Origin of the sequence: Pseudoalteromonas sp. PA2MD11, assembly GCF_017808125.1 — a bacterium.
GTDB lineage: Bacteria > Pseudomonadota > Gammaproteobacteria > Enterobacterales > Alteromonadaceae > Pseudoalteromonas > Pseudoalteromonas simplex.
Window position 1 is genome coordinate 147962 of sequence record NZ_JADKNF010000005.1, and the last position, 22110, is coordinate 170071.

Consider the following 22110-nt stretch of genomic DNA (forward strand, 5'->3'; position numbering starts at 1 on the left):
AATGCTAAGCATGGCCTGCTTCAGAGCTTAATTGACCGACATCAAAACCCAGCATCGAAACCGCTTTTTCCCAACGTTTTTCAACGGGTGTATTAAAGATGATCTCAGGGTCTGCTTTGATAATTAACCATGAATTCTCCAGCAGTTCTTGTTCTAACTGTCCTTGATCCCAACCAGCATAACCCAATGTGATAATAAATTGTTCTGGTGCTTCACTCGTTGTTAGGCTTGCTAACACATCCTTTGAAGTGGTGATCATAATATCACTGCTGAGCTTTTGACTCGCTGCATAACCAGGCTTTGGTGAATGCAAAACAAAACCGCGATCGGTTTTTACAGGCCCGCCAGCATATACAGCTAAGCCTGCTGCTTGCTTACTTTTATCGTTATCAATTTCGATTTTATCGAGAAGCTCGCCCACGGTGATATTGATAGGCTGGTTAATTACTAAGCCCATCGCACCATCTTGGTTGTGCTCACAAATATACGTAACAGCACGCTTAAAAAAAGGGTCTTGCATGCTTGGCATTGCGATTAAGAAATGGTTCTCTAATGACTGCATAGGTCGCCCCTTTTGTTGTTTAAATTAAGTATGGCTCAGTTTTCTTTCAATGGCATCAAATAAGTGACCAGTGATTGAAATATCATAAGCAGCTTCAATCTCTTTTACACACGTTGGCGCAGTGACATTGATTTCAGTTAAACGATCGCCAATGATATCTAGACCAACAAAAATAAGGCCTTTTTCTTTCAGTGTAGGTGCAACAGCCTCTGCAATTTTACGGTCTGAATCGTTAATTGGACGTGCTTCACCTCTACCACCTGCTGCCAAGTTACCGCGCGTTTCGCCATTTTGCGGGATACGCGCTAGGCAGTACGGCATTACTTCACCATCAACCACAAGAACGCGTTTATCGCCTTGCTTGATTTCAGGGATATAATTTTGTGCCATTGCAAAACGACTACCATGCTCGGTTAATGTTTCGCAGATCACACCAATATTGGCATCATCTTCTTTAACTCTAAAGATAGAAGCACCACCCATACCATCAAGGGGTTTTAAAATAATATCTTTATGCTCAGCTAAAAATGCACGAATGTCTGCTTGGCTACGTGTTACTAAAGTATCTGGCGTATGTTCGCTAAACCAAGCCGTGAATAGCTTTTCATTGGCATCGCGTAAGCTTTGCGGCTTATTGATAACCAGCGTACCAGCTTGCTCAGCACGCTCTAAAATATAGGTAGCGTAGATGTACTCAGTATCAAAAGGCGGATCTTTACGCATTAAAATAACGTCTAAATCAGCTAAAGCAATGGTGGCTTTTTCTTCTAATTCATACCAGTGATTAACATCATCAAATACACGGGCTTTGGCAGCTGTTGCATAGCCTTGACCTTGACGTAGAGAAAGGTCATCCATTTCCATGTAGTAAATTTCGTAACCGCGCTTTTGTGCTTCCATCATCATTGCAAAGCCAGTGTCTTTTTTAATATTAAAGCCACTAATTGGATCAGAGATTATGCCTAGCTTAATTGCCATATTTTTGCCTTAGAATCGTATGCCATACTGTGTTTTGTTACTTTGATATATGGGTATTTTTACTGTTTTCAATTCGCTAAATCGCCAAACTGCAATTGTAATGCGCTCAATACCGTCAGAGCGGCTGTTTCTGTTCGCAGAACACGTGGCCCTAAGCGGATATCAACAAAGTCTTGCTGTTTAGTAATGTTAATTTCTTCATCGGTAAATCCACCTTCAGGACCGACTAAAAAGCGTACCCCTTCACTGGGGATTTGAATCGTTTTAATACTGTGCTCAGCACGCGGGTGCAAAGTAAGTTTAATCGCATCACTTGCTTGTTCTAGCCACTCTTTTATATCGATAGGCGGGTGTACAACAGGCACAACGTTGCGGCCAGATTGTTCAGCCGCGGCAATTGCAATTTTTTGCCATTGTTGATGTTTTTTTGCAAGGCGATCGCCACTTAGTTTTACGCCACAACGTTGACTAAAAATAGGGGTGATTTCTGTAATACCAAGCTCGACTGATTTTTGAATAGTGAAATCCATTTTATCACCACGAGAAATACCTTGGCCTAAGTGAATCTTTAAAGGCGACTCAACATCATGATCAACAAATTCCAGTGGCTTAACGACCACGTTTTTTTTGCTCACTTCTATTATTTCACTGAGGTATTCACCTCCTTCACCATTAAAAATCGAGACCTTATCACCGACTTGCATGCGCAATACGCGGCCAACATGACCTGCGGCATCATCATCTAGTGCTACTGGGGTGTTTAAAGAAATCGCTGAAGGTTGGTAAATATGTGGAACTCGCATGGCTGTCACTTATCAATAAATTTAGCAATATGGTAAGTATACAGCGGCTTAGGTGCAATTATTTATTTTCTATTTAACTCTTCAGCTAATGGTAAAAGATCTGTCGTCGTTTCAGCGATAGTTGTTTGACAGGAAAGGTGATTAATATGGGCGCTGTCGGGGCAAGGCGCAAAGCTAAAACCTTGTTCTTCTTGTTTTACTAAATAACGTATTTTATGTAGGGAATTGTATATAAATTTTTGTGCATCATCAGCTAATTGGTAATCGGTTAAATTAATTAAAACACCTTTAATGTTGTGGTGTTCATGCAGGTAGCTGGCCAGTTCAGAGACACTTATTTCATTACTGAAGTCGCAATAACAGTAATCTTTTATTAATTCATCAAACATAAGTTTGACCATGTGGCGGCTATTTGCGCCTGCCACAACAAGCGTTGAGCCTTCAACGCTCGCAAAATAATGCTCAGTAAAGGCTCGGCTAAACTCATTGTCTATATCAACTAGTAAATAATCATTAACTTTAAAGGGCATAGAGTCTCACGGTACTAAAACTTCCGTATCAAATTGAAAACATACTAATAAGTAAATAGCCTATTGCGCCAAAAACGGCAAACTCAATACACGCAATACCAATATTATCTTGATGATCAACTTCAAGAGAAGTATCTATATTCGGTAAAGAAATATACTTAATAATGTAGCTCAAAATATAAAGTAACACCCACATAGCACCGCAATGAGATACCAAAGTGAATAAGTTTTCTACCATTTTACCACTAATAAATGATGCACTGGCAAGACCAGCATAACCGGCAAGAGCAAGGCCAATAGACTTACCCGCGTAGCGAATACCGATGGAAGTATTTTCTAGATTAAAATTACTTTGTAGCGACGCACCTTGGTTAGCTTTTGCAAAACGATACTCACGGATTTTACTATCAAGGGCAAACATACCTTGCAGCACAAAAAAGCTCACTGTGGCGATCAATAAGCTGCTATAGCCTTGGGTATGGCACCAGTTATAAAGACCAAGAGCAATAATACAGTTTGCGATTAGCATGCCTGAATCGACCAAGGCGGCGCAGACATTTTGCTTTAGAATAGCGGCTTCTTCATTAAAGCGATGCAAAATCCATTTACGATGAATTAAATGGCCTATTTTTATAAAAGCAAACAACAGCACAATGAGTAAAAGTACTTTTAGCGGATTAGATTGGGCTGCACTTAAGCTAATCTCATCAAATATATAAGCGATAGTTGCTATAACGACCATGATTTCGCTGGCAAAGCTTATTCCCATGGCAAAGTTATCATGTTGCGCAAGCTCTTCTTTAAGCGCTTGTTTTGCTTTGATTTGCGTTAGAATACGTAGCAGTACTATAGTGGCGCAGATTACAGCGAAACTAATAGCAATCGCGACTAAACTAGTGTTAGATAGTGATAAATATGACATGCAGGTCCCTGCTAAATAATTCTTTGATTATCATTCTAGTACGGTTATTGGCAAGTTAAAAGAGAGTATTTAATGAGTAATTTACACGCGCTTCCAGAGTCACTTCATCAGTTAGGCCAAACCCGCTTCGCGAGCTTGTATGAGGGGCAAACTGAACAACAGAAAATTATTAACTTGTTGTCTTTAAGCGACTTTGCGTGGAACTGTTTACAATCTCAGCCAAACTTAAAAGACTGGTTACTTGATGATAAGGAGCTTGCTAATCGTGCAGTTGAAGCTCCGTTAAGTAGTACAGAAATCAATGAGCTTGACGACAATGCTGCAATGGCAAAACTGCGTTTGTATCGAGAAAAGTACTGGTTGAAAGTGGCTTTTCTTGACTTGTGCTGTGCAAACCCAATCGCTGATAGCATCGCTTATATCTCTGCGCTTGCAAATCAGCTTATCGATAGTGCCAATCAGTGGGCGTTTGCGCAGGTAGCTAAAGTTAGTGGTATGCCGCTTGATGATGACGGTAATGCAATGCACATGTTAGTTTTAGGCATGGGTAAACTAGGCGGAGGAGAGCTTAATTACTCCTCTGACATTGATTTAATTTTTTCTTACCCTCGTGATGTTGCAACGCAAGGTGGGCGTCGCTCTATTGAAGCGCAGGTGTTTTATACCAAAGTGGCGCAAAAGCTGATTATGGCGCTTAATCAAACTACGGTAAATGGCCAAGTCTTTCGGGTTGATATGCGCCTGCGCCCATTTGGTGAAAGTGGGCCTTTGGTGATGAGCTTTCATGCTATGGAAGATTATTATCAAGAGCAAGGACGTGAATGGGAACGCTACGCCATGCTAAAAGGGCGATTAATCGGCACAGAAAGCCGTTATTGGAATGAGTTTTATGAATTGCTACGGCCATTTGTTTATCGCCGCTATATTGATTTCTCGGTGATTGAATCGCTGCGTAAAATGAAGCAAATGATAGCTCAAGAAGTACGCCGAAAACGCCTTACAAACAATATTAAATTAGGCGCAGGGGGCATTCGAGAAGTGGAATTTGTGGTACAAGCGCTGCAAATGGTGCGAGGTGGTCGCGAAGCTAACCTGCAAACTCAGTCATTATTAGTTGCTTTAAAAGAACTGGTTAACAATCAGGTTATGTCCAACAAAGAGGCTGATTTACTTACACAAAACTATTTAGACTTACGTCAAATTGAGCAGTACTTACAGATATTTGCTGATAAGCAAACGCAAACCCTACCTGATGACGAATTAAACCAACAACGTTTATGTTACTTACTCAATAAAGACGATTTTAATCAGTGTTTGTCTAGTATCGAGCAGATCATGTCTCAAGTCCATGGTGAATTCGAACAGGTGATTGGTTTTGAAAATGAAACCAGCGACCCGTGTGAAAATGAGTACATCAGCGCATGGGAAATGACGGATGTTAGCCTGATGTGTGAGCCGAACCTTGATTGGCAAGCAGCATTGGAAGATTTTAAGGCGCGTTTAACTAAGGCGAAGGTTGGTAGTCGAGGTCGCGACATTTTAGATAAATTAATGCCGCTTTTACTTAAACAATTAACGATAGCAAAAGCGAGCAGTGACGCCTTTATGATGATCTGCCAAGTATTGAATAAGATCATTTCACGAACCGCTTATCTAGAGCTGTTGTATGAAAACCCTGGAGCCTTAAATCAACTGGTTGCACTATGTTGTCATAGTAAATGGATTGGCGAACATATCTCTCGTTACCCAATTTTACTTGATGAGCTGATCGATCCTCAGGTGCTTTATAAACCGACACCTTTATCTGCTTACAAAGATGAAATTAGACAATACTTCTTGCGCATTGAGCATGGTGATCTAGAGCTGCAAATGGAAGCTCTTCGTCAGTTTAAGCAAACGCATCAGCTACGCATTGCAGCGGCTGATGCAACAGGTGTACTCAGCGTGATGAAGGTAAGCGACCACCTTACAGCGCTTGCTGAAGCAATTGTAGAGCAAGCGGTCAATATTGCATGGTATGCGTGTGTTGAACGCTTTGGTCAGCCCGTTAATACGTCAGAGCAAGAAAAAGGCTTTGCGGTTATCGCCTACGGTAAAACGGGTGGCTTTGAAGTTGGCTACGATTCTGACTTAGACCTTGTGTTTGTGCATAACCACGATGGCAGCAGTTATACCGATGGTGATAAGTCGATTGATTCGCGTCAGTTTTATTTAAAACTTGCACAGCGCTTAATGCATTTATTCAATACTCGCACGGCGTCTGGTATTTTGTACGAGCTTGATACTCGTTTACGTCCTGAAGGGGCGTCAGGCTTACTGGCTATTAATTTAGAAAGTTACTACCACTATCAGCAAACTCAAGCATGGACTTGGGAACATCAAGCTCTCGTTCGCTCACGCATGATTTACGGTCAAGCATCATTAAAAGATCGTTTCGCGCGAATTCGTATAGATGTGTTATGCCAAACCCGTGATAACGAAAAATTAAAAACGGATGTTGTTGAGATGCGTGAAAAAATGCGCGCTCACCTTGCTAAGGGTAACGATGAGCTGTTTGATTTGAAGCAAGATAGGGGCGGTATTACAGATATTGAATTTATTACTCAGTATCTGGTGCTAAATAATGCTAAGCAACATCCAGAGCTAACGAGCTGGTCTGATAATGTGCGTATACTAGCCGATGCGGCGCGTTTAGGCTGTATTAGTGAGCAAATGCAGCAAGAGTTAGTGGCTGCGTATATAGCCTATCGTTCACGTTATCATGTAATGAGTTTGAATCAGCAGGGGCGTTGTGCGCCACGTGCTGAGTTAACTCAGCATATCGACTTAGTTAGTCAGGCGTGGCTGCAGGTGTTTTAGCTTTTTAAACGGCGGCAATTTTCACGTACATAAGCAGAGGGCAGCTCAGTGATCACAGCCGCTCTTTGCTTAAAACAAAAATAAGTGTAAACCTCATTTTCGAAATCATCGTTGATTGCTCGACCTACTTGATACAATGCAGAAACGAAGTTGCTATCAACTCGAAAGTGATCTTTTACTACGTAGTCTTTACTAAGATACCAGTACAACACAATATCTTCATTTTTAGCATAATCAGATAATACATCTTTTAAAGTCGTGCCATTTTCAAAGCGACGAGGTTGTATATCTCCGGTCCAGTTTGGCGATGAAGGCTCAACGACTTTTTCACGCTCAAATAGTGCGACATCTAGACTAGTTTCAGGTGTCGGTAATTTAAGAACATATTTATCTCGCTCGTTATCTTTGTAATTGACCTGATTTCGAAGGGCGGAATAAAAGCGTGATAGACCTTGGGCTGCTGCATTTTGGGTATTTTTGATATCTAATACGGGACCGCTGCCAAATAAAAAATAAATAGCAGCAGCAATCAAAATGACAGCTAATGATAAATGCTTAACCCAAAACCACATTTCTAATACTCTTGTTGTTAATTAGCTTAATAAAACCATACATACAGCAAAATGTCACTCTACTTGTAATAAGAAGGTGCATTCTTATCTGGACGAGTTTTAAAGCGGCGATGTAGCCACATGTACTGCTCAGGAGCAACGTTTATTGCTTGTTCCATACGCTGGTTAACGCGTGTTACATCAGCAAGGTTATCGCCACTAGGGAAATTTTCTAAAATAGGAAGCACTTCTAGATGATAGCATCCATTCTCATCACGACGACTCGTTAAACTTACGGTTTCGCAGTTCTTACTATTGGCAAACAGCAGTGCACCTGTAGTTGTTGCTGTATCTTTTACCGCATAAAACGGTGCAAACTCGCAACGATTACGGCCATAGTCTTGATCTGGCAGATAGTAACAAACCTTCTTGTTTTTGAGGGCTTGCAGTAAGCCTTTAACATCTTTTTTACCGATTAAATATTCATTAGAGCGTAAGCGACCATTGGTAGTAAAATACTCCATTAGAGGATTATTATGTGGGCGATAAAAACCAATACCTTGGTGCTTTAAGCCCATTACCCGACTTGCCATTTCAAGATGTAAAATGTGTGGAACAAGAAGTAAAACGCCTTTGCCTGATTGCTGAATTTGCTGAAAATATTCTAACCCTTTTATCGAGCCATACACTTTTTTAACTCGCCACTCGGGCCACCACCAAGCCATGCCGGTTTCTATCATCGCAATACCGGTATTTTCCATATTTTTACGAACTAGTTCGCGTTGTTCATGCTCTGGCATTTCAGGAAAGCACAAACGAATATTCACCTCAGCAATATGGCGGCGACGTTTCATAAAACGATGTACTAGGCGGCCGAGCAGTTTTCCAAGCGCTAGTTGCAATTTATGTGGCAACCAAGAGATAAGATATAAAAAGAAAATGCCAACCCAAGTTAACCAGTAGCGAGGGCCCAAAAAAGACGCTTTAAACGGTGATGAACTAACCACAAAAAAATCTCTAAAAATAAAAAAGCTAGTTTAACTGTAAGTGTTTAAAAATACAAAAAGCCAGCGCTAGGCTGGCTTTGTTGGTATAAGTTTCGAAGAAATATTTAGATTTCTTTTAAACCTTGGTTAATAGCAATAAGGTCTTCACTAGTTAGTGTACCAGCAGCTTGTTTCAAGCGAAGTGTTGAAACAACATAGCGGTAACGAACATTTGCTAAGTTACTTTTTGCGTTATATAAGTTTTGCGTGCTGATCAATACGTCAACGATAGTACGTGTACCAACTTCAAAGCCTGCTTCAGTTGCTTTAAGTGCACTTTCTGCAGAAACAACAGCTTGTTGTAAGGCTTTATACGTGGCAATGTCAGACACTACTTGGTTATATGATGTAATAACCGAGCGAGTTACTGCACGTAAACTTGCTTCTAAATCTTCACTTGCGGCAACATAAAAAGCGCGAGCTTGATCTGTTGCTGCAGTTGTAGCACCACCTGAGTAAATCGGTAGGCTAAAGTTAACGCCAATTTTAGCGCTATCTTCACGAGGTTGATGTGAGTTGCTATTTAGATCGGTTAGGCTGTCACCGTAAGAAGCACTTAATGTTAGCTTCGGATAGTGACCCGCTTTTGCTAAATCAATTTGATCTTTTGCAATATCAACCGTTACTTTAGAAACTTGCAGATTTAAGTTGTTGTCTTCAGCAATTTTGATGTACTCAGACGATTGTTTATTTGGCGCAACAGTTGAAAATGTATCTGTATTCAACATGTCTAGTTTTGCGTGGTATTTACCAGTAATTTCGCGAAGTTGCTCACGCGCTGTTTCAACACTGTTCTTAGCAACAATTTCTTGTGCAACAGAGTTATCATATTGAGCTTGTGCTTCGTGTACGTCAGTGATTGCTGTTAAACCTACCGCATAACGCTCTTTAGTTTGTTGCAATTGGCGCTCGATGGCACGCTTTTCTGCTTGAACAAACTCAAGGTTATCGATTGCACTTAGTACGTTGAAGTAACCCTCAGCTACACGAACGATTAGATCTTGGCGTGCAAAATCATACTGAGCGTCTGCTTGTAATGCTTGTTTATCAGCAATACCTAGCGAGTTCCAAGCGCCTAAATCAAATAGTGTTTGGTTTAGGCTAATACCACGGCTGAAAACATCAGGATCGTAATCATAACCAGCATAACCTGTAGTATCATTACCCTCATAAAGATCAGACTTGGTTGTTTCATAATCAAGGCTTAAGCCAATTTGTGGTAATAGTGCACTTAACGCGCGATCACTTTCATAAGCTTGCGCATCTGCTTGGGCTTTTGCTTTAAGTACGGTAGGATCGTTTGCTGTAGCAATCTCGTAAACTTGTAGTAAGTCTTCAGCATAACTAGCTGTTGCAGTCAGTGCGCTTGAAAACCCGATCAGCGCAGCGAGTAGAGTTTTTTTCATTGTTCGTTCAGTCCTTAGACAATTTTGTACTATCACCATGGTACTCTTTTTTAATGAATAACCAAAAAAAAATTACGTAAATCTGCATGTCCAAGTGTAACAGAATATAATTGGTCGTAATTTTTGCTTGCAGTGTAAAGGAAATAAAGGATGAAAATATCAGCAGTCTCACAATTTAACCATGATGACATAGAGTTAAAGCCAATTGAGCGTGTTTATAATGGTTTCTTTAAAATTAATATCTATCGCTTTCATCATGCCTTGTTTGCGGGTGGTAAATCAGTAGAAGTTAAACGTGAAATTTTAGAGCGCGGCCATGCTGTTGCTGTACTTCCTTATGATCCAGCGACTGATCAAGTTTTATTAATTGAACAAATTAGAATCGGGGCACTCGCATCAAAGCAGTCACCTTGGTTACTTGAGTGTATTGCAGGCATGGCCGATGGCAGTACTGATTACGAAGATGTAGCGAAGCGCGAAGCTTTCGAAGAAGCGGGAATTGAACTCGATGAGCTGGAATTTATGATGTCGTACCTTTCAAGCCCAGGTGGTACCACGGAGCGTTTGTATCTATATTTAGCACGCACTGACTTAGCAGGGTATCAAGGCGGTATTTTTGGCCTTGATAATGAAGATGAAGATATCAAAACCCATGTAATGTCATACGATGAAGCTATGTTGCGCCTAGAGCAGGGTGAAATAGATAATGCAGCGACAGTTATCTCATTACAGTGGTTAGCACTGAATAAGCAACGTATACTGTCTGATTGGAAAAACTCATAGGGGATTATTTTGTCGTACGTCAGTGCCCAGCAACGTTATATTCAAAGCTTACCTAAGTACTTAACTTTGTGTGAGCATAATTACGTACGTGCGCTGAAACTATTACCTAATGAGCGACGTGTAGGTCAGGAGCGTAAAGTGCAATTAGGGCACAGCACTTTTGCGGTTAAAGTTGACGATACAGCAAAATACACCACAGATATTTCTATCAGACAAGAAGCCGGTCATTTGCTTTCGGTTAAACCTTTGTATTTAACTGTGCGCATGTATCATGATGCGAAAGTAGCCGAAATCGTGCATCATGATTTTCATCAGCGCATCAAGCCTTCCTATGCTTACCCTAATCCGAATATGCACCAAAAAGATGAAAAATATCAGCTTAACGCCTTTTTGTATGACTGGCTGGTGGCTTGTGTTGAAAACGGCCGAGCAGTTTTAAATTGGGATGTAAATAATGGCTTGGTTTAGTGACGCCTTCCATTTTGATAAAACAGCACTGAAAGTTGCCCACATCACTGATTGCCACTTATCAAAAGACATCCTTGGTGAATACTTTAGCGTGAATACGGCAGCGTATTTTTCGCGCTGTTTAGAAGCGATTGCTGAATTAGATGTGGATTGTGTGGTATTTGGTGGAGATTTAACACAAGATCACAGCAACGATTCTTATCAGCTTTTTGCTAAATTAATAGCAGACTCAGCGCTGAGTTGTCCGGTGTTTTGGCTGCCGGGTAATCATGATGAACTTGCTGAATATGAAAAGCTTATAAGCCCGCAAATTTTAAACAATAAACGCATTACCTTTTTAGGTGGGCAGTTGCTGTTAGCTAACTCAAAAGGCCCTACGCCGGCCGGCTGGGTAACACAAACGCATTTAGATGAGTTGAGCCAAGTGGTAGGGCAGGTTCAAAGTGTGGTGTTTTGTCATCATAACCCGTTGCCTATTCAAGCCTACCTAGATAAACATATGCTAGAAAATGGCCCGCAGTTTTTAAATACCTGCGTTAATACTGAGCAGTGTGTGGGCGTGTTCCATGGTCATGTGCATCATGAGTACACGCAAACCTACCGTAATCTAAGTGTGTATGCGACACCTGCCAGTTCAATACAGTTTAGCAAACACACGATGGCGTGGCAGCAAGAAGATTTGGGCCCCGCATTTCGACTCATCGACTTAATAATTGATGAGCAACAAAGCTTACTGCTAACCACGGATGTAGTATGGCTAAACGAGTAATTTATATTCATGGCTTTAATAGCTCTGAGCAATCTTACAAAGCTGTTCGTTTTGGTGAGCACATGGCGCAATTTGATGTCGATTATCAGGTGCCGCGATTAACTCATGAGCCATTACATGCAATTTTACAATTAGAACAACTGCTAAATGATGATACTGTATTATTAGGTAGTTCATTAGGTGGTTTTTATGCGACCTATTTGTCGCAGCGTTATTCAATACCCGCGGTAGTTATTAACCCTGCGGTTCGCCCATTTGAGTTACTCGGTAACTATTTAGGGGAAAATTATAACCCGTATCAAGATAGTCATTATGAACTTGGTACTCGTCACATGGATGCATTGCGCAGTTTATATTTGCCGCAATTAGACACCCCTTCATTGATTTATTTGCTACAGCAAACGGGCGATGAAGTACTGCCGTTTCAGCAGGCGGTTAAATATTATTCTCAGTGTAAGCAACACGTTGAATTTGGAGGCGATCATAGTTTTATCGGCTTCGAACAAACCTTTGCAAGTATTGTAGATTTTCTTAAAATCACGTAAAACATAGCTAAGCGCATAAAAGATATAAAAACTATGAGTCAGCAAAATTATAACGCCGAAGCAATTGAAGTCTTAAACGGATTAGAGCCCGTAAAACGCCGCCCAGGTATGTATACCGACACGGTTCGACCTAATCATTTAGGTCAAGAAGTTATCGATAACAGTGTCGATGAAGCAATGGCAGGCCATGCCACTAAAATAGATGTCATCCTTCATGAAGATAACTCCCTTGAGGTTATCGATGATGGCCGTGGTATGCCGATTGATATTCACCCTGAAGAAGGTATCCCGGGTGTGGAACTTATTTTTACCAAGCTGCACGCCGGTGGTAAGTTCTCTAATAAAAACTATCAGTTCTCAGGTGGTTTACACGGGGTAGGTATTTCGGTTGTAAATGCGCTATCGACTCGTGTTGAAGTGACTGTGCGCCGTGATGCGCAGCAATTTCGTATGGCTTTTGAAAACGGTGACAAGGTTGAAGATCTAAACGTCATTGGTACTGTGGGTAAACGTAACACAGGGACAACTGTACGTTTTTGGCCAGATGCGAGCTATTTTGACTCAGCTAACTTTTCAATTACTAAGCTTAATCACTTATTAAAAGCCAAAGCGGTATTGTGCCCAGGCTTGCGCATTAAGTTTACTAACAAGCAAACCAAAGAAAGCCAAGAGTGGTATTACGAAACAGGCTTAAAAGATTACCTAGTTGAAGCAGTTAAAGGTTTTGAAGTATTACCAAAAGAGCCGTTTATTGGTGACTTTTCAAGTTCAACCGAAGGCGCTGACTGGGCGGTTGTTTGGCTACCTGAAGGCGGTGAATCAATCGCTGAAAGTTATGTAAACTTAATTCCTACTGCACAAGGCGGTACACACGTTAATGGTTTACGCCAAGGCTTGCTTGAAGCAATGCGTGAATTTTGTGAATTTAGAAACCTATTACCACGTGGTGTAAAGCTAACACCAGATGATATTTGGGAGCGTTGTAGCTACGTATTGTCGGTTAAAATGCAAGACCCACAGTTTGCTGGCCAAACAAAAGAAAAGCTGTCTTCTCGCTCATGCGCTGCGTTTGTATCAGGTGTGGTAAAAGACTCATTTAGTTTATGGTTAAACGAGCATACAGAAACTGCAGAATTATTAGCTGAGTTATGTATCTCAAATGCGCAGCGCCGTTTACGTGCCGCTAAAAAAGTCGTGCGTAAGCGTGTTACCTCAGGCCCTGCATTACCGGGTAAATTAACGGATTGCAGTGCCCAAGATAATGACCGTACTGAACTGTTTTTAGTAGAGGGTGACTCAGCGGGTGGTTCAGCAAAACAAGCGCGCGACCGTGAATTCCAAGCAATCATGCCGCTTCGCGGTAAGATTTTAAATACCTGGGAAGTTGAATCTGGGCAGATTTTAGCATCGCAAGAGGTGCATGATATTTCTGTCGCTCTGGGTATTGATCCTGATTCAAGTGATTTATCAGGCCTGCGTTATAACAAAATTTGTATCTTGGCCGATGCTGACTCGGATGGATTACACATAGCGACCTTGCTTTGTGCGCTGTTTGTTCGTCATTTTCCATCGCTTATCAAACAAGGCCATGTGTATGTAGCTATGCCGCCGCTATTTCGTATCGACATTGGTAAAGAGGTTTACTACGCCCTTGATGAAGACGAAAAGAACGGTATTTTAGCGCGCATTGAAGCTGAGAAAAAACGCGGTAAAGTCAATGTTCAACGCTTTAAAGGGTTAGGTGAAATGAACCCATTACAATTACGCGAAACCACGATGGATCCTAATACGCGTCGTTTAGTGCAATTAACCTTAGACGAAGAAGAGCAAACCATGGAAATGATGGATATGCTTCTTGCAAAGAAACGTTCGTCAGACCGTCGTCAGTGGTTAGAAGATCACGGTAACCGCGCAGAAGTTTAGTTAAAGGTGTAGCAACCTAGTTGCTAGTAAAGAATTAAAGGGCAAGAAAAAATGAGAAAACTACTGACCTCATTATTGTCGCTGAGCTTGTTATCAGCGCCTGTAATGGCAAAAGATATTCTTGATAAGTTAACAGTTGCTGATGGGTATTCTATTAGCCTGTTTGCTGATGATGTAGAAAATGCACGTCAAATTGCGGTATCAAAAAGAGGTATTGTTTACGCAGGCTCACGTAAAGCAGGCAATGTTTATGCGTTGATTGACCATAACAGTGATGGTGTGGCTGACAGAAAAATGGTTATTGCCACAGGTCTTGAAATGCCATCAGGTTTAGCGATTAAAGATGGTGATCTATATGTGGCTGAAGTGTCACGTATCATCCGTTTTAAAGACGTTGATAAAAATCTAAAAGACCCTAAATTTGACGTGGTATACGATAAGTTTCCAACTGATCGTCACCATGGCTGGAAATTCATTAGTTTTGCGCCAACTGGTGAGTTAATTGTGCCAGTGGGTGTACCATGTAACATTTGTGCTGAAGACGAAAAATATGGTCGTATCTTCTCGTTAGATGTTGACACAAAAGAAATTAAAACAATTGCCAAAGGCGTTCGTAATTCAGTTGGTTTTGATTTTCACCCTACAACGAATGCATTTTGGTTTAGTGATAACGGCCGTGACATGATGGGCGATGACATGCCACCTTGTGAAATTAACCGTGTTGGTGAAGGTGAAGAGGGTGCGCATTATGGTTTCCCTTATGTTCACGCTGGGGCGATTTTAGATCCTGAGTTTGGTAAAGGTAAAAGTATTGCTGACTACAAATCGCCAGCCCTTGCACTTGGTGCTCATGTTGCTCCTTTAGGTATTCATTTTTATAACGGTAAGCAGTTTCCTGCTAAATTCAAAGAGCAGCTTTTTGTTGCTGAGCATGGTTCATGGAACCGCAGTAAAAAGTCAGGCTACAAAGTGATGCTAGCGAATGTTGAACAAGGTCGTATTACTAAGTACACCCCGTTCATTACTGGCTTTATGCAAAACGAAGAAACATTTGGTCGCCCAGTTGCATTTGCAGAGCTTGCAGATGGCAGCTTATTAATCTCAGACGACTTTGCTAATGTGATCTATCGCGTTAGTGCTAAGAAAAAATAGGTAAGCGTTAATGAGTGATACAGATACCTTGCTGATGCAAGGCATAGAACAACAAACAATGGGGCGCTTTACTGAAGACGCCTACTTAAACTACTCAATGTACGTCATTATGGACCGTGCCTTACCTCATGTAGGTGACGGTCTAAAGCCTGTACAGCGTCGTATCATCTATGCAATGAGCGAACTGGGGTTATCGGCGCAAGCAAAATATAAAAAATCAGCCCGTACCGTGGGTGATGTACTGGGTAAATATCACCCTCATGGTGATAGTGCTTGTTACGAAGCCATGGTGTTAATGGCGCAGCCGTTTTCTTACCGCTACCCGCTGGTGGACGGTCAAGGTAACTGGGGTGCTGCCGATGATCCTAAGTCATTTGCTGCAATGCGTTACACCGAAGCGCGTTTATCTAAGTTCTCAGAAGTTCTGCTAAAAGAGCTGGGTCAAGGCACTGTCGATTGGACCGCAAACTTTGACGGCACACTTGATGAGCCAATGGTGTTACCTGCGCGCTTACCACACATCTTACTTAATGGTGTAACCGGTATTGCTGTAGGTATGGCAACCGATATTCCACCACACAATGTGCGTGAAGTTGCCAGTGCCTGTTGTTTATTACTTGATAAGCCAAAAACTGAAATCGAAGAGTTGCTTGAGTTAGTGCATGCGCCTGACTACCCAACAGAAGCTGAGATTATCACACCGAAAGACGATATTCGTAAGATTTATCAAACTGGACGTGGCTCTATCAAGATGCGTGCAATTTACACTGAAGAGCAAGGTGACATAGTGATCACCGCGCTGCCTCATCAGTGTTCAGGTGCTAAAGTGCTTGAGCAAATTGCTGCGCAGATGAATGCTAAAAAGTTGCCGATGGTTGCTGATTTACGTGACGAATCTGATCACGAAAACCCAACCCGCATCGTGATTGTGCCGCGTTCTAACCGCATCAAGGCTGAGCCATTAATGGCGCACCTATTTGCAACCACAGATTTAGAAAAGAACTACCGCGTAAACTTAAACATGCTTGGCCTTGATGGTCGTCCGCAAGTGAAAGATTTACGTAGTATCTTAACTGAGTGGTTAACGTTTCGCCGTGAAACCGTTCGCCGTCGCTTACAGCACCGTTTAGACAAGGTATTAGCACGCTTACATATTTTAGAAGGTTTATTAACGGCCTTTTTAAATATTGATGAAGTCATCGAAATTATCCGTACTGAAGATAAACCAAAGCCTGTTTTAATGGAGCGTTTTGGTTTAACAGATATTCAAGCAGAAGCGATTTTAGAGTTAAAACTACGTCATTTAGCAAAACTTGAAGAGTTCAAGATTAAAGGTGAGCAAGATGAGCTTGCCCTTGAGCGTGACAAGTTAGAGCAAACGCTTGGTTCAGAGCGTCGTATGTCGACGTTGATGAAAAAAGAAATCCAAGAAGCGGCTGAAATGTATGGTGATGATCGTCGCTCACCAGTTGTTGAACGTTTAGAAGCAAAAGCGCTAAGTGAAAAAGACCTTATCCCTTCAGAATCAGTGACCGTTGTGTTATCCGAAAAAGGTTGGGCACGTGTTGGTAAAGGCCATGATTTAGATGTTGAAGGGCTGAGTTATAAGTCAGGCGACAGCTATAAAGCCTCAGCGCGAGGTAAGAGTAACCAGCCTGCAGTGTTCTTAGACTCAAGTGGTCGTGCTTTTGCTACTGATGCACATAGTTTACCTTCAGCTCGAAGCCAAGGCGAACCAATGACAGGGCGCTTTAACTTAAGCTCTGGCGCCAACTTTGAGCATGTGGTGATGGCAGAAGACAACCAAGTGTTGTTAATGGCTTCAGATGCAGGCTATGGCTTTATAAGTGACTTTAAAGATCTGGTGAGTAAGAACAAAAACGGTAAAGCGCTGGTCAGTGTTCCTAAAGGCGGTGAATTACTCGCGCCAATTAGAGTAACTGACGTAGCAACAGATTACTGTATGGCAATTTCTAACGAAGGCCGCATGTTGTTATTCCCACTGCGCGATTTACCTAAGCTTAGTAAAGGTAAAGGAAATAAGATTATTTCTATCCCAAGTGCGAAAGTGCAAGCCCGTGAAGAGTTTGTAAAAGTGCTGGCTGTGGTGCCTGCGGGCAGTAGCGTAACTCTGCATGCAGGGAAACGAAAACTGACACTGAAACCGGCTGATCTTGAGCATTATCATGGTGAACGCGGTAGACGAGGTAATAAGTTACCACGTGGTCTGCAGCGAGTTGATGAAGCTGTTGTTGAAGTGATTCAGACTGATGATAGTGATGAGTCGCCAAGCGAAGTAACTGAGTAAACGAGAGGCCTGCAATTGCAGGCCTTTTTATTGTTTAAACGTTATGAAATTTTAAGCGTACACATGTGCGCTTAAAGCTATGGAAATGCTATTTTTCACGTTATAATGCGCGCTGATTAGTACGAGGAGAATTCGTTTGTTAGCTATTTTTCGCATAATTTTCATGGCGTTATTCATTGTTTTAAGCTGTGTTTTTGGGCTGCTTTTATGCATTGTGAAGCCATTTCATACCAATAACGTGCATATTATTTCGGGTTGGTTTTGCAAGGTAGCTAAAATTTTAGGTGTCAAGCTAGAGCTTAAATATCACGAGACTCCAAAAAATATTGGCCCTGCTGTCTATGTAGCAAATCATCAAAATAACTATGACCTATTCACTTTACCTGCCATGGTGCCAGAGAACTGTGTAAGCCTTGGTAAAAAAAGCCTCAAATGGATCCCGTTTTTTGGTCAGCTATATTGGTTATCGGGCAATATCTTAATTGACCGTGCTAACCGCTCAAAAGCGGCGGGCACAATTTCTAAATCAGCTGAGAAAATAAAACAAAAAGGCTTGTCGGTGTGGATGTTTCCTGAGGGCACGCGAAGCTATGGTCGTGGTTTATTACCCTTTAAAACCGGGGCATTTCACACAGCAATGAGTGCTGATGTGCCAGTTGTACCAGTTTGTATGAGTACAACGCACAAAACTATTAAGCTAAATCGCTGGGATAATGGTACAATTTACCTCGAAATGTTAGCGCCGATTTATCTTGATAAAGACGTATCTGCTCGTGACCATGCTTCACATGTTCATCAGATTATGGCCGCTAAAATAACTGAATTAGATGCTCAAGTGAGAAACAAATAATGGAAAATTGGCGCGAAATTACTGAAGACATCGTTACTTCATTGCTTGAAGATGGCTCAGATCCTGAAGTACTTTATGAAGTGGAACACCACTTTGTTAGCGAAAATTTTGAAAAATTAGAGCAAGCAGCTCTAGCCGCTTTTAAACTAGGTTACGATGTTGAAGAACCAGCTGAACTTGAGCTAGAAGACGGCGAGAAAGTATGGAGCTTTGACGTGGTTGTTGAGTGTGAACTTGATGTAGAAGCCATTATGGAAGACGTAGACAAGTTAGAAGCGCTTGCTCAGCAAACAGACGTTGAATACGACGGCTGGGGCACTTACTTTCAGGAATAAACAGCTAGAGAGCTGTCAGCTATCTGCCGTCAGCTCTTAGACTGAACTACCACAATCTAGCGAGTTGCTTGACTCGTTAGTTTACCCTTCTGACTAATACCTATTTCGTATTCGTTATTCAATCTATAGACATTTGTAATCAATTAGCGATAATAAAAAACTCGATGTTTATATGCGCTAAGCTTACCTATGCTTATTACCTTACCCATTGCCGAACTTGTTCCAGGGATGTTTGTTGACAGTGTCAGTAAGCAACAAGAGCATGTAAATAGTATTAAGATCAAAACACGTGGTTTAGTGCGTGATAAAACAATTATTCAGCGCCTGATCTCTGAGGGGGTTGAAGAGCTACTCATCGACTTTACACAAAGCGATGTTGCACTCCCTAAAAAATACCAACCAAAGCCTGAACCGGCTAAACCGAAGGTTGAACAAAAACCTGCTGCTAATGAAGAGCCGCAAGGGATCACGGTTCAACAAGAGTTTCTAAAAGCTAGTGTTCACTATGAGCAGCATAGTCGTAAGCTACAAAGTTTATATTCCGATATTACAGCTGGACTAAAAATGAATATGGCAGTGCTTGACGACATTGCTGTTGATATAGTCGGCTCCGTTTTTCGAAATCACAATGCATTAACTATTTTAACTCGTCTCAAAGATAAACATATTTATAACTGGCGTCACATGATCAACACTGCGATTTTGGTGAGTGTGTTTGCTAAGTATTTAGGCTATAAAGAAAAGACGATCAAAGAACTGGCGATGGGAGCTTTGCTGCATGATATTGGCCAAGCTAAAATGCCGCAAGGTGTTTTATCTAAGCCAAGCGCATTGAATGATAACGAAATGCAAGTCGTTAAAAAACATGTGGCGCAGAGTTTAGGTTTAGTGAAAGGCGAGAAGGGCATTACTCCACTAATGCTTGATATGATAGTAAATCATCATGAACGTTTAGATGGTACAGGTTATCCACGCGGTATTACTGCTGAAAAGCTTAGCCGCCCTGCAAGAATGATGGCAATTGCTGATGTTTATGATGCTATGACGGCAGATAGGCCTCATCAAATGGGAGAAGAACCTATTTCGGCTTTGCGTTATTTACTTGCGAACAAACAAATGTTTGATTCTGAATTAGTGCAGCGCTTTATTAAATGTCTAGGTGTACACCCTGTCGGTACTATTGTTAAGTTAAATAATGATCGTTTAGCGTTAGTAATGGAAGGGAATCACGAGAATCCAATCAAACCAAAAGTGAAAGTATTTTATAATGCTAAACATAAGCACCACGTGACGGCGAAAGATGTCGATTTGAACGTGGAAAAAGAACTAAAAATTATTGCCAGTATTAAACCCTTAGATTATCAGCTTAATTTGGCTCGTTTGTTAAAAGAGCATCTGCTTGTTTAGACTTAACACAGCGTTTTTTGGCGCTGCGTTTAGCTGAAATAAATGCCCCACTAAAACAACTTATCATTAAAACTAACCACAGCAAGGTGCCTTTTTCGACATGTAAGGCTACGCAACACAATAAAAGAGACAGAACTGAGCTAAACATAGCGCCTAACCAATAGTGATTGACTGGGTTGTCGCAATCACCTGCTTTAGTACATGCACAATAATTTGCTTTACAAAAATAATGAACGCTCACACCGCATAACATTAGTGCCACAATAATAAAGGCGATTTCCATACTCAAACTCAACTGAGAAACTTTTATTTTTAGTCTAAAGCTACAAAGGCGATAAGTCAATGCAAATGATAATTAATATCGTTTGTTTGGTTTGTAATCAGAGATCTGATGAGTTTTAATAAGTTGTTATCTTGTTGTTAAAATGCGGGTTTTTTACCTATTTCTAACGAAAAATTACAGTTTTTTGATCTTAATTAAGGTAATGTTCGAAAGTTTATAATCATTAGAATAAAACATCTAATGCCAACATACAGCGCTAATCTTTTATGCTTAACTAATAGGTTGCCCTCATTGTTGGATTAGTTTTCGCACAAGTTTGCAAGAGGACACAGATTTATGAAGTTCACAAAAACACTAATTGCAGCATCACTTGCTGTTGTTTCTGCTGACAGCTTTGCTGCAGCTTTCCAATTAGCAGAGCAAAACGTTTCAGGTTTAGGCCGTGCATACGCTGGTGAAGCAGCCGTTGCTGACGATGCCTCAGTTGTTGCTCGTAACCCTGCACTTATGTCTTTATTCAAAGACAAGCAAATCTCAGTAGCAGGTATTGCTGTCATTCCAGATGTAAGCTTAAAAGGCGAAAGTGCTGCATACGGCTTAGATGAAAGCTCTATCGATGACGATAGCATCGCACCATCTGCATTTATCCCTGCAGGTTACTTCACTATGCCATTAAACGACAAAGTATCTTTAGGCTTTGGTGCTTTTTCAAACTTTGGTCTTTCAACTGAATTTAAAGACGATTACGCAGCAGGCTCTATCGCAGGCGAAACTGAAATCGTGACTGTTAACATGAATGCAAGTGCTTCATACAAAATCAACGAACAGTTCAGCCTAGGCCTTGGTTTAAACTATGTTTATGCTGATGCGAAAGTGGTGCGTAATGCAGGTGCAAACCCATTAGGTTTACCAGCGAGCACGCAAATCGCTCACCTTGAAGGTGACGACTACGGCTTTGGTTGGAACATTGGTGCTATGTATCAGTTAGACGAAAACAACCGTTTTGGTTTTAACTACCGTAGTGAAACTGATATTGATTTTGAAGGTGAGTACTCAAACCAACTACCAGCTGCTGTTGGCGGTTTAGCGGGTACTAAAGTTCCGGGTGAGTTAAAATTAACCTTACCAGCCATTGCTGAGTTCTCTGGTTCACACCAAATCGATAAGAAGCTTGGCGTGCACTACAGCATTTTATGGACTGGCTGGGATAGCTTCCAAAAATTAGAAGCTTATACGCCTAGTCAAGAAGCACCTGTATTCTCTAAAGAAGAGAACTTCTCTGATTCAATGCGTTACTCTATCGGTACTGACTACCAGTACAGCGACGCTCTTTTACTTCGTGCAGGTATTGCATACGATGAGTCGCCAGCAGACCAATCTCACCTTTCAATCTCTATCCCTGATACAGATCGTTTCTGGTTCTCATTTGGTGGTAACTACGCATTCAGCGAAAACTCAAATATTGACCTAGGTGTAAGTATTCTTCGTGGTAAAACACAAAACTTCTCTGAAAAAGACAGCCTAGCTGCATCAGTTGGCCAAGATGTTTCATGGGACTATGAATCAAAAGGTCACGCAGTTCTAGTAGGTGCTCAGTACAACTACAAATTTTAATTGTAACGCGACGTAA

The 22110-nt window shown here is 41.3% G+C and carries 21 protein-coding genes; 12 read left to right on the top strand and 9 right to left on the bottom strand.

The window, feature by feature from the left end; all coding sequences use genetic code 11:
• Positions 1-4: 4 nt before the first annotated feature.
• The 5 genes from ISP07_RS08260 to ISP07_RS08280 all read right to left on the bottom strand — a co-directional run bounded on the left by ISP07_RS08260 (position 5) and on the right by ISP07_RS08280 (position 3795).
• On the bottom strand, positions 5-562 hold the full coding sequence (locus tag ISP07_RS08260; RefSeq protein WP_054552661.1) for a YqgE/AlgH family protein: 558 nt from the start codon (positions 560-562) through the stop codon (positions 5-7).
• Positions 563-586: 24 nt separating this feature from the next.
• Positions 587-1540: a glutathione synthase gene (gene gshB, locus ISP07_RS08265; protein WP_209327338.1), complete on the bottom strand. Its 954-nt coding sequence runs from the start codon at positions 1538-1540 to the stop codon at positions 587-589.
• 68 nt (positions 1541-1608) lie between these two features.
• Positions 1609-2343, bottom strand: a complete 735-nt coding sequence (rsmE, locus tag ISP07_RS08270) for a 16S rRNA (uracil(1498)-N(3))-methyltransferase (protein ID WP_209327339.1) — start codon at positions 2341-2343, stop codon at positions 1609-1611.
• Between the two features lie 62 nt (positions 2344-2405).
• A complete protein-coding gene (locus ISP07_RS08275) occupies positions 2406-2873 on the bottom strand; it encodes a hypothetical protein (protein ID WP_054552658.1) in 468 nt (155 codons plus the stop codon).
• A gap of 28 nt (positions 2874-2901) precedes the next feature.
• Positions 2902-3795, bottom strand: a complete 894-nt coding sequence (locus tag ISP07_RS08280; RefSeq protein ID WP_054552657.1) for a hypothetical protein — start codon at positions 3793-3795, stop codon at positions 2902-2904.
• Between the two features lie 72 nt (positions 3796-3867).
• On the opposite strand from ISP07_RS08280, the gene glnE reads away from it, so the two are divergent.
• A complete protein-coding gene (gene glnE, locus ISP07_RS08285; protein WP_209327340.1) occupies positions 3868-6654 on the top strand; it encodes a bifunctional [glutamate--ammonia ligase]-adenylyl-L-tyrosine phosphorylase/[glutamate--ammonia-ligase] adenylyltransferase in 2787 nt (928 codons plus the stop codon).
• Here the strand turns inward: glnE and ISP07_RS08290 are convergent.
• The 3 genes from ISP07_RS08290 to tolC all read right to left on the bottom strand — a co-directional run bounded on the left by ISP07_RS08290 (position 6651) and on the right by tolC (position 9657).
• Positions 6651-7226, bottom strand: a complete 576-nt coding sequence (locus tag ISP07_RS08290; RefSeq protein WP_209327341.1) for a TcpQ domain-containing protein — start codon at positions 7224-7226, stop codon at positions 6651-6653. The two genes, glnE and ISP07_RS08290, sit on opposite strands and share 4 nt — an antisense overlap.
• A 59-nt stretch (positions 7227-7285) precedes the next feature.
• Positions 7286-8212 carry an LpxL/LpxP family Kdo(2)-lipid IV(A) lauroyl/palmitoleoyl acyltransferase gene (gene lpxL / locus ISP07_RS08295; protein WP_209327342.1) on the bottom strand — a complete coding sequence of 309 codons (927 nt, stop codon included), beginning with the start codon at positions 8210-8212 and terminating at the stop codon, positions 7286-7288.
• A gap of 104 nt (positions 8213-8316) precedes the next feature.
• A complete protein-coding gene (tolC, locus tag ISP07_RS08300; RefSeq protein ID WP_209327343.1) occupies positions 8317-9657 on the bottom strand; it encodes an outer membrane channel protein TolC in 1341 nt (446 codons plus the stop codon).
• Positions 9658-9807: 150 nt separating this feature from the next.
• Between tolC and ISP07_RS08305 the strand changes: the two genes are divergently transcribed.
• From ISP07_RS08305 to ISP07_RS08350, 10 genes are all read left to right on the top strand, one after another.
• A complete protein-coding gene (locus ISP07_RS08305; RefSeq protein WP_209327344.1) occupies positions 9808-10440 on the top strand; it encodes an NUDIX domain-containing protein in 633 nt (210 codons plus the stop codon).
• Positions 10441-10449: 9 nt separating this feature from the next.
• Positions 10450-10908, top strand: coding sequence for a DUF1249 domain-containing protein (locus tag ISP07_RS08310; protein WP_209327345.1), 459 nt, complete (start codon positions 10450-10452; stop codon positions 10906-10908).
• Positions 10895-11677: a metallophosphoesterase gene (locus ISP07_RS08315; RefSeq protein ID WP_209327346.1), complete on the top strand. Its 783-nt coding sequence runs from the start codon at positions 10895-10897 to the stop codon at positions 11675-11677. Before ISP07_RS08310 ends, ISP07_RS08315 begins: the two co-directional genes overlap by 14 nt.
• Positions 11662-12222, top strand: a complete 561-nt coding sequence (locus ISP07_RS08320) for a YqiA/YcfP family alpha/beta fold hydrolase (RefSeq protein WP_054552649.1) — start codon at positions 11662-11664, stop codon at positions 12220-12222. The genes ISP07_RS08315 and ISP07_RS08320 overlap by 16 nt, the downstream gene beginning before the upstream one ends.
• Positions 12223-12255: 33 nt before the next feature.
• Positions 12256-14145 carry a DNA topoisomerase IV subunit B gene (gene parE / locus ISP07_RS08325; protein WP_054552648.1) on the top strand — a complete coding sequence of 630 codons (1890 nt, stop codon included), beginning with the start codon at positions 12256-12258 and terminating at the stop codon, positions 14143-14145.
• Positions 14146-14196: 51 nt separating this feature from the next.
• Positions 14197-15297: a PQQ-dependent sugar dehydrogenase gene (locus ISP07_RS08330; protein WP_209327347.1), complete on the top strand. Its 1101-nt coding sequence runs from the start codon at positions 14197-14199 to the stop codon at positions 15295-15297.
• Between the two features lie 10 nt (positions 15298-15307).
• A complete protein-coding gene (gene parC / locus ISP07_RS08335) occupies positions 15308-17605 on the top strand; it encodes a DNA topoisomerase IV subunit A (RefSeq protein ID WP_209327348.1) in 2298 nt (765 codons plus the stop codon).
• 163 nt (positions 17606-17768) lie between these two features.
• Complete coding sequence (locus ISP07_RS08340; protein WP_082422959.1) at positions 17769-18455, top strand: 1-acylglycerol-3-phosphate O-acyltransferase; 687 nt, start codon at positions 17769-17771, stop codon at positions 18453-18455.
• Entirely contained in the window at positions 18455-18790 is a 336-nt protein-coding gene (gene rraB, locus ISP07_RS08345) for a ribonuclease E inhibitor RraB (RefSeq protein WP_054552644.1), read from the top strand. Before ISP07_RS08340 ends, rraB begins: the two co-directional genes overlap by 1 nt.
• Before the next feature lie 189 nt (positions 18791-18979).
• Positions 18980-20197, top strand: coding sequence for an HD-GYP domain-containing protein (locus ISP07_RS08350; protein ID WP_138598897.1), 1218 nt, complete (start codon positions 18980-18982; stop codon positions 20195-20197).
• Here ISP07_RS08350 and ISP07_RS20525 read toward each other — a convergent pair.
• Positions 20157-20480 (bottom strand): hypothetical protein, encoded by a 324-nt coding sequence (locus tag ISP07_RS20525; RefSeq protein WP_054552642.1) that lies wholly within the window; start codon positions 20478-20480, stop codon positions 20157-20159. The genes ISP07_RS08350 and ISP07_RS20525 overlap by 41 nt on opposite strands.
• Before the next feature lie 336 nt (positions 20481-20816).
• Between ISP07_RS20525 and ISP07_RS08355 the strand changes: the two genes are divergently transcribed.
• Positions 20817-22094, top strand: coding sequence for an outer membrane protein transport protein (locus ISP07_RS08355; RefSeq protein ID WP_209327349.1), 1278 nt, complete (start codon positions 20817-20819; stop codon positions 22092-22094).
• Positions 22095-22110 lie beyond the last annotated feature (16 nt).

What these genes read in the sequence shown, in the direction of transcription:
- ISP07_RS08315 (WP_209327346.1), top strand. Translation starts at nt 10,895, where the DNA reads ATGGCTTGGTTTAGTGACGCCTTCCATTTTGATAAAACAGCACTGAAA.
- ISP07_RS08320 (WP_054552649.1), top strand. Translation starts at nt 11,662, where the DNA reads ATGGCTAAACGAGTAATTTATATTCATGGCTTTAATAGCTCTGAGCAA.
- parE (WP_054552648.1), top strand. Translation starts at nt 12,256, where the DNA reads ATGAGTCAGCAAAATTATAACGCCGAAGCAATTGAAGTCTTAAACGGA.
- ISP07_RS08275 (WP_054552658.1), bottom strand. Translation starts at nt 2,873, where the DNA reads ATGCCCTTTAAAGTTAATGATTATTTACTAGTTGATATAGACAATGAG.
- ISP07_RS08355 (WP_209327349.1), top strand. Translation starts at nt 20,817, where the DNA reads ATGAAGTTCACAAAAACACTAATTGCAGCATCACTTGCTGTTGTTTCT.
- ISP07_RS08340 (WP_082422959.1), top strand. Translation starts at nt 17,769, where the DNA reads ATGGCGTTATTCATTGTTTTAAGCTGTGTTTTTGGGCTGCTTTTATGC.
- rsmE (WP_209327339.1), bottom strand. Translation starts at nt 2,343, where the DNA reads ATGCGAGTTCCACATATTTACCAACCTTCAGCGATTTCTTTAAACACC.
- glnE (WP_209327340.1), top strand. Translation starts at nt 3,868, where the DNA reads ATGAGTAATTTACACGCGCTTCCAGAGTCACTTCATCAGTTAGGCCAA.
- ISP07_RS08290 (WP_209327341.1), bottom strand. Translation starts at nt 7,226, where the DNA reads ATGTGGTTTTGGGTTAAGCATTTATCATTAGCTGTCATTTTGATTGCT.
- ISP07_RS08330 (WP_209327347.1), top strand. Translation starts at nt 14,197, where the DNA reads ATGAGAAAACTACTGACCTCATTATTGTCGCTGAGCTTGTTATCAGCG.
- ISP07_RS08305 (WP_209327344.1), top strand. Translation starts at nt 9,808, where the DNA reads ATGAAAATATCAGCAGTCTCACAATTTAACCATGATGACATAGAGTTA.
- tolC (WP_209327343.1), bottom strand. Translation starts at nt 9,657, where the DNA reads ATGAAAAAAACTCTACTCGCTGCGCTGATCGGGTTTTCAAGCGCACTG.
- ISP07_RS08280 (WP_054552657.1), bottom strand. Translation starts at nt 3,795, where the DNA reads ATGTCATATTTATCACTATCTAACACTAGTTTAGTCGCGATTGCTATT.
- ISP07_RS08350 (WP_138598897.1), top strand. Translation starts at nt 18,980, where the DNA reads ATGCTTATTACCTTACCCATTGCCGAACTTGTTCCAGGGATGTTTGTT.
- ISP07_RS20525 (WP_054552642.1), bottom strand. Translation starts at nt 20,480, where the DNA reads ATGGAAATCGCCTTTATTATTGTGGCACTAATGTTATGCGGTGTGAGC.
- gshB (WP_209327338.1), bottom strand. Translation starts at nt 1,540, where the DNA reads ATGGCAATTAAGCTAGGCATAATCTCTGATCCAATTAGTGGCTTTAAT.
- rraB (WP_054552644.1), top strand. Translation starts at nt 18,455, where the DNA reads ATGGAAAATTGGCGCGAAATTACTGAAGACATCGTTACTTCATTGCTT.
- parC (WP_209327348.1), top strand. Translation starts at nt 15,308, where the DNA reads ATGAGTGATACAGATACCTTGCTGATGCAAGGCATAGAACAACAAACA.
- ISP07_RS08260 (WP_054552661.1), bottom strand. Translation starts at nt 562, where the DNA reads ATGCAGTCATTAGAGAACCATTTCTTAATCGCAATGCCAAGCATGCAA.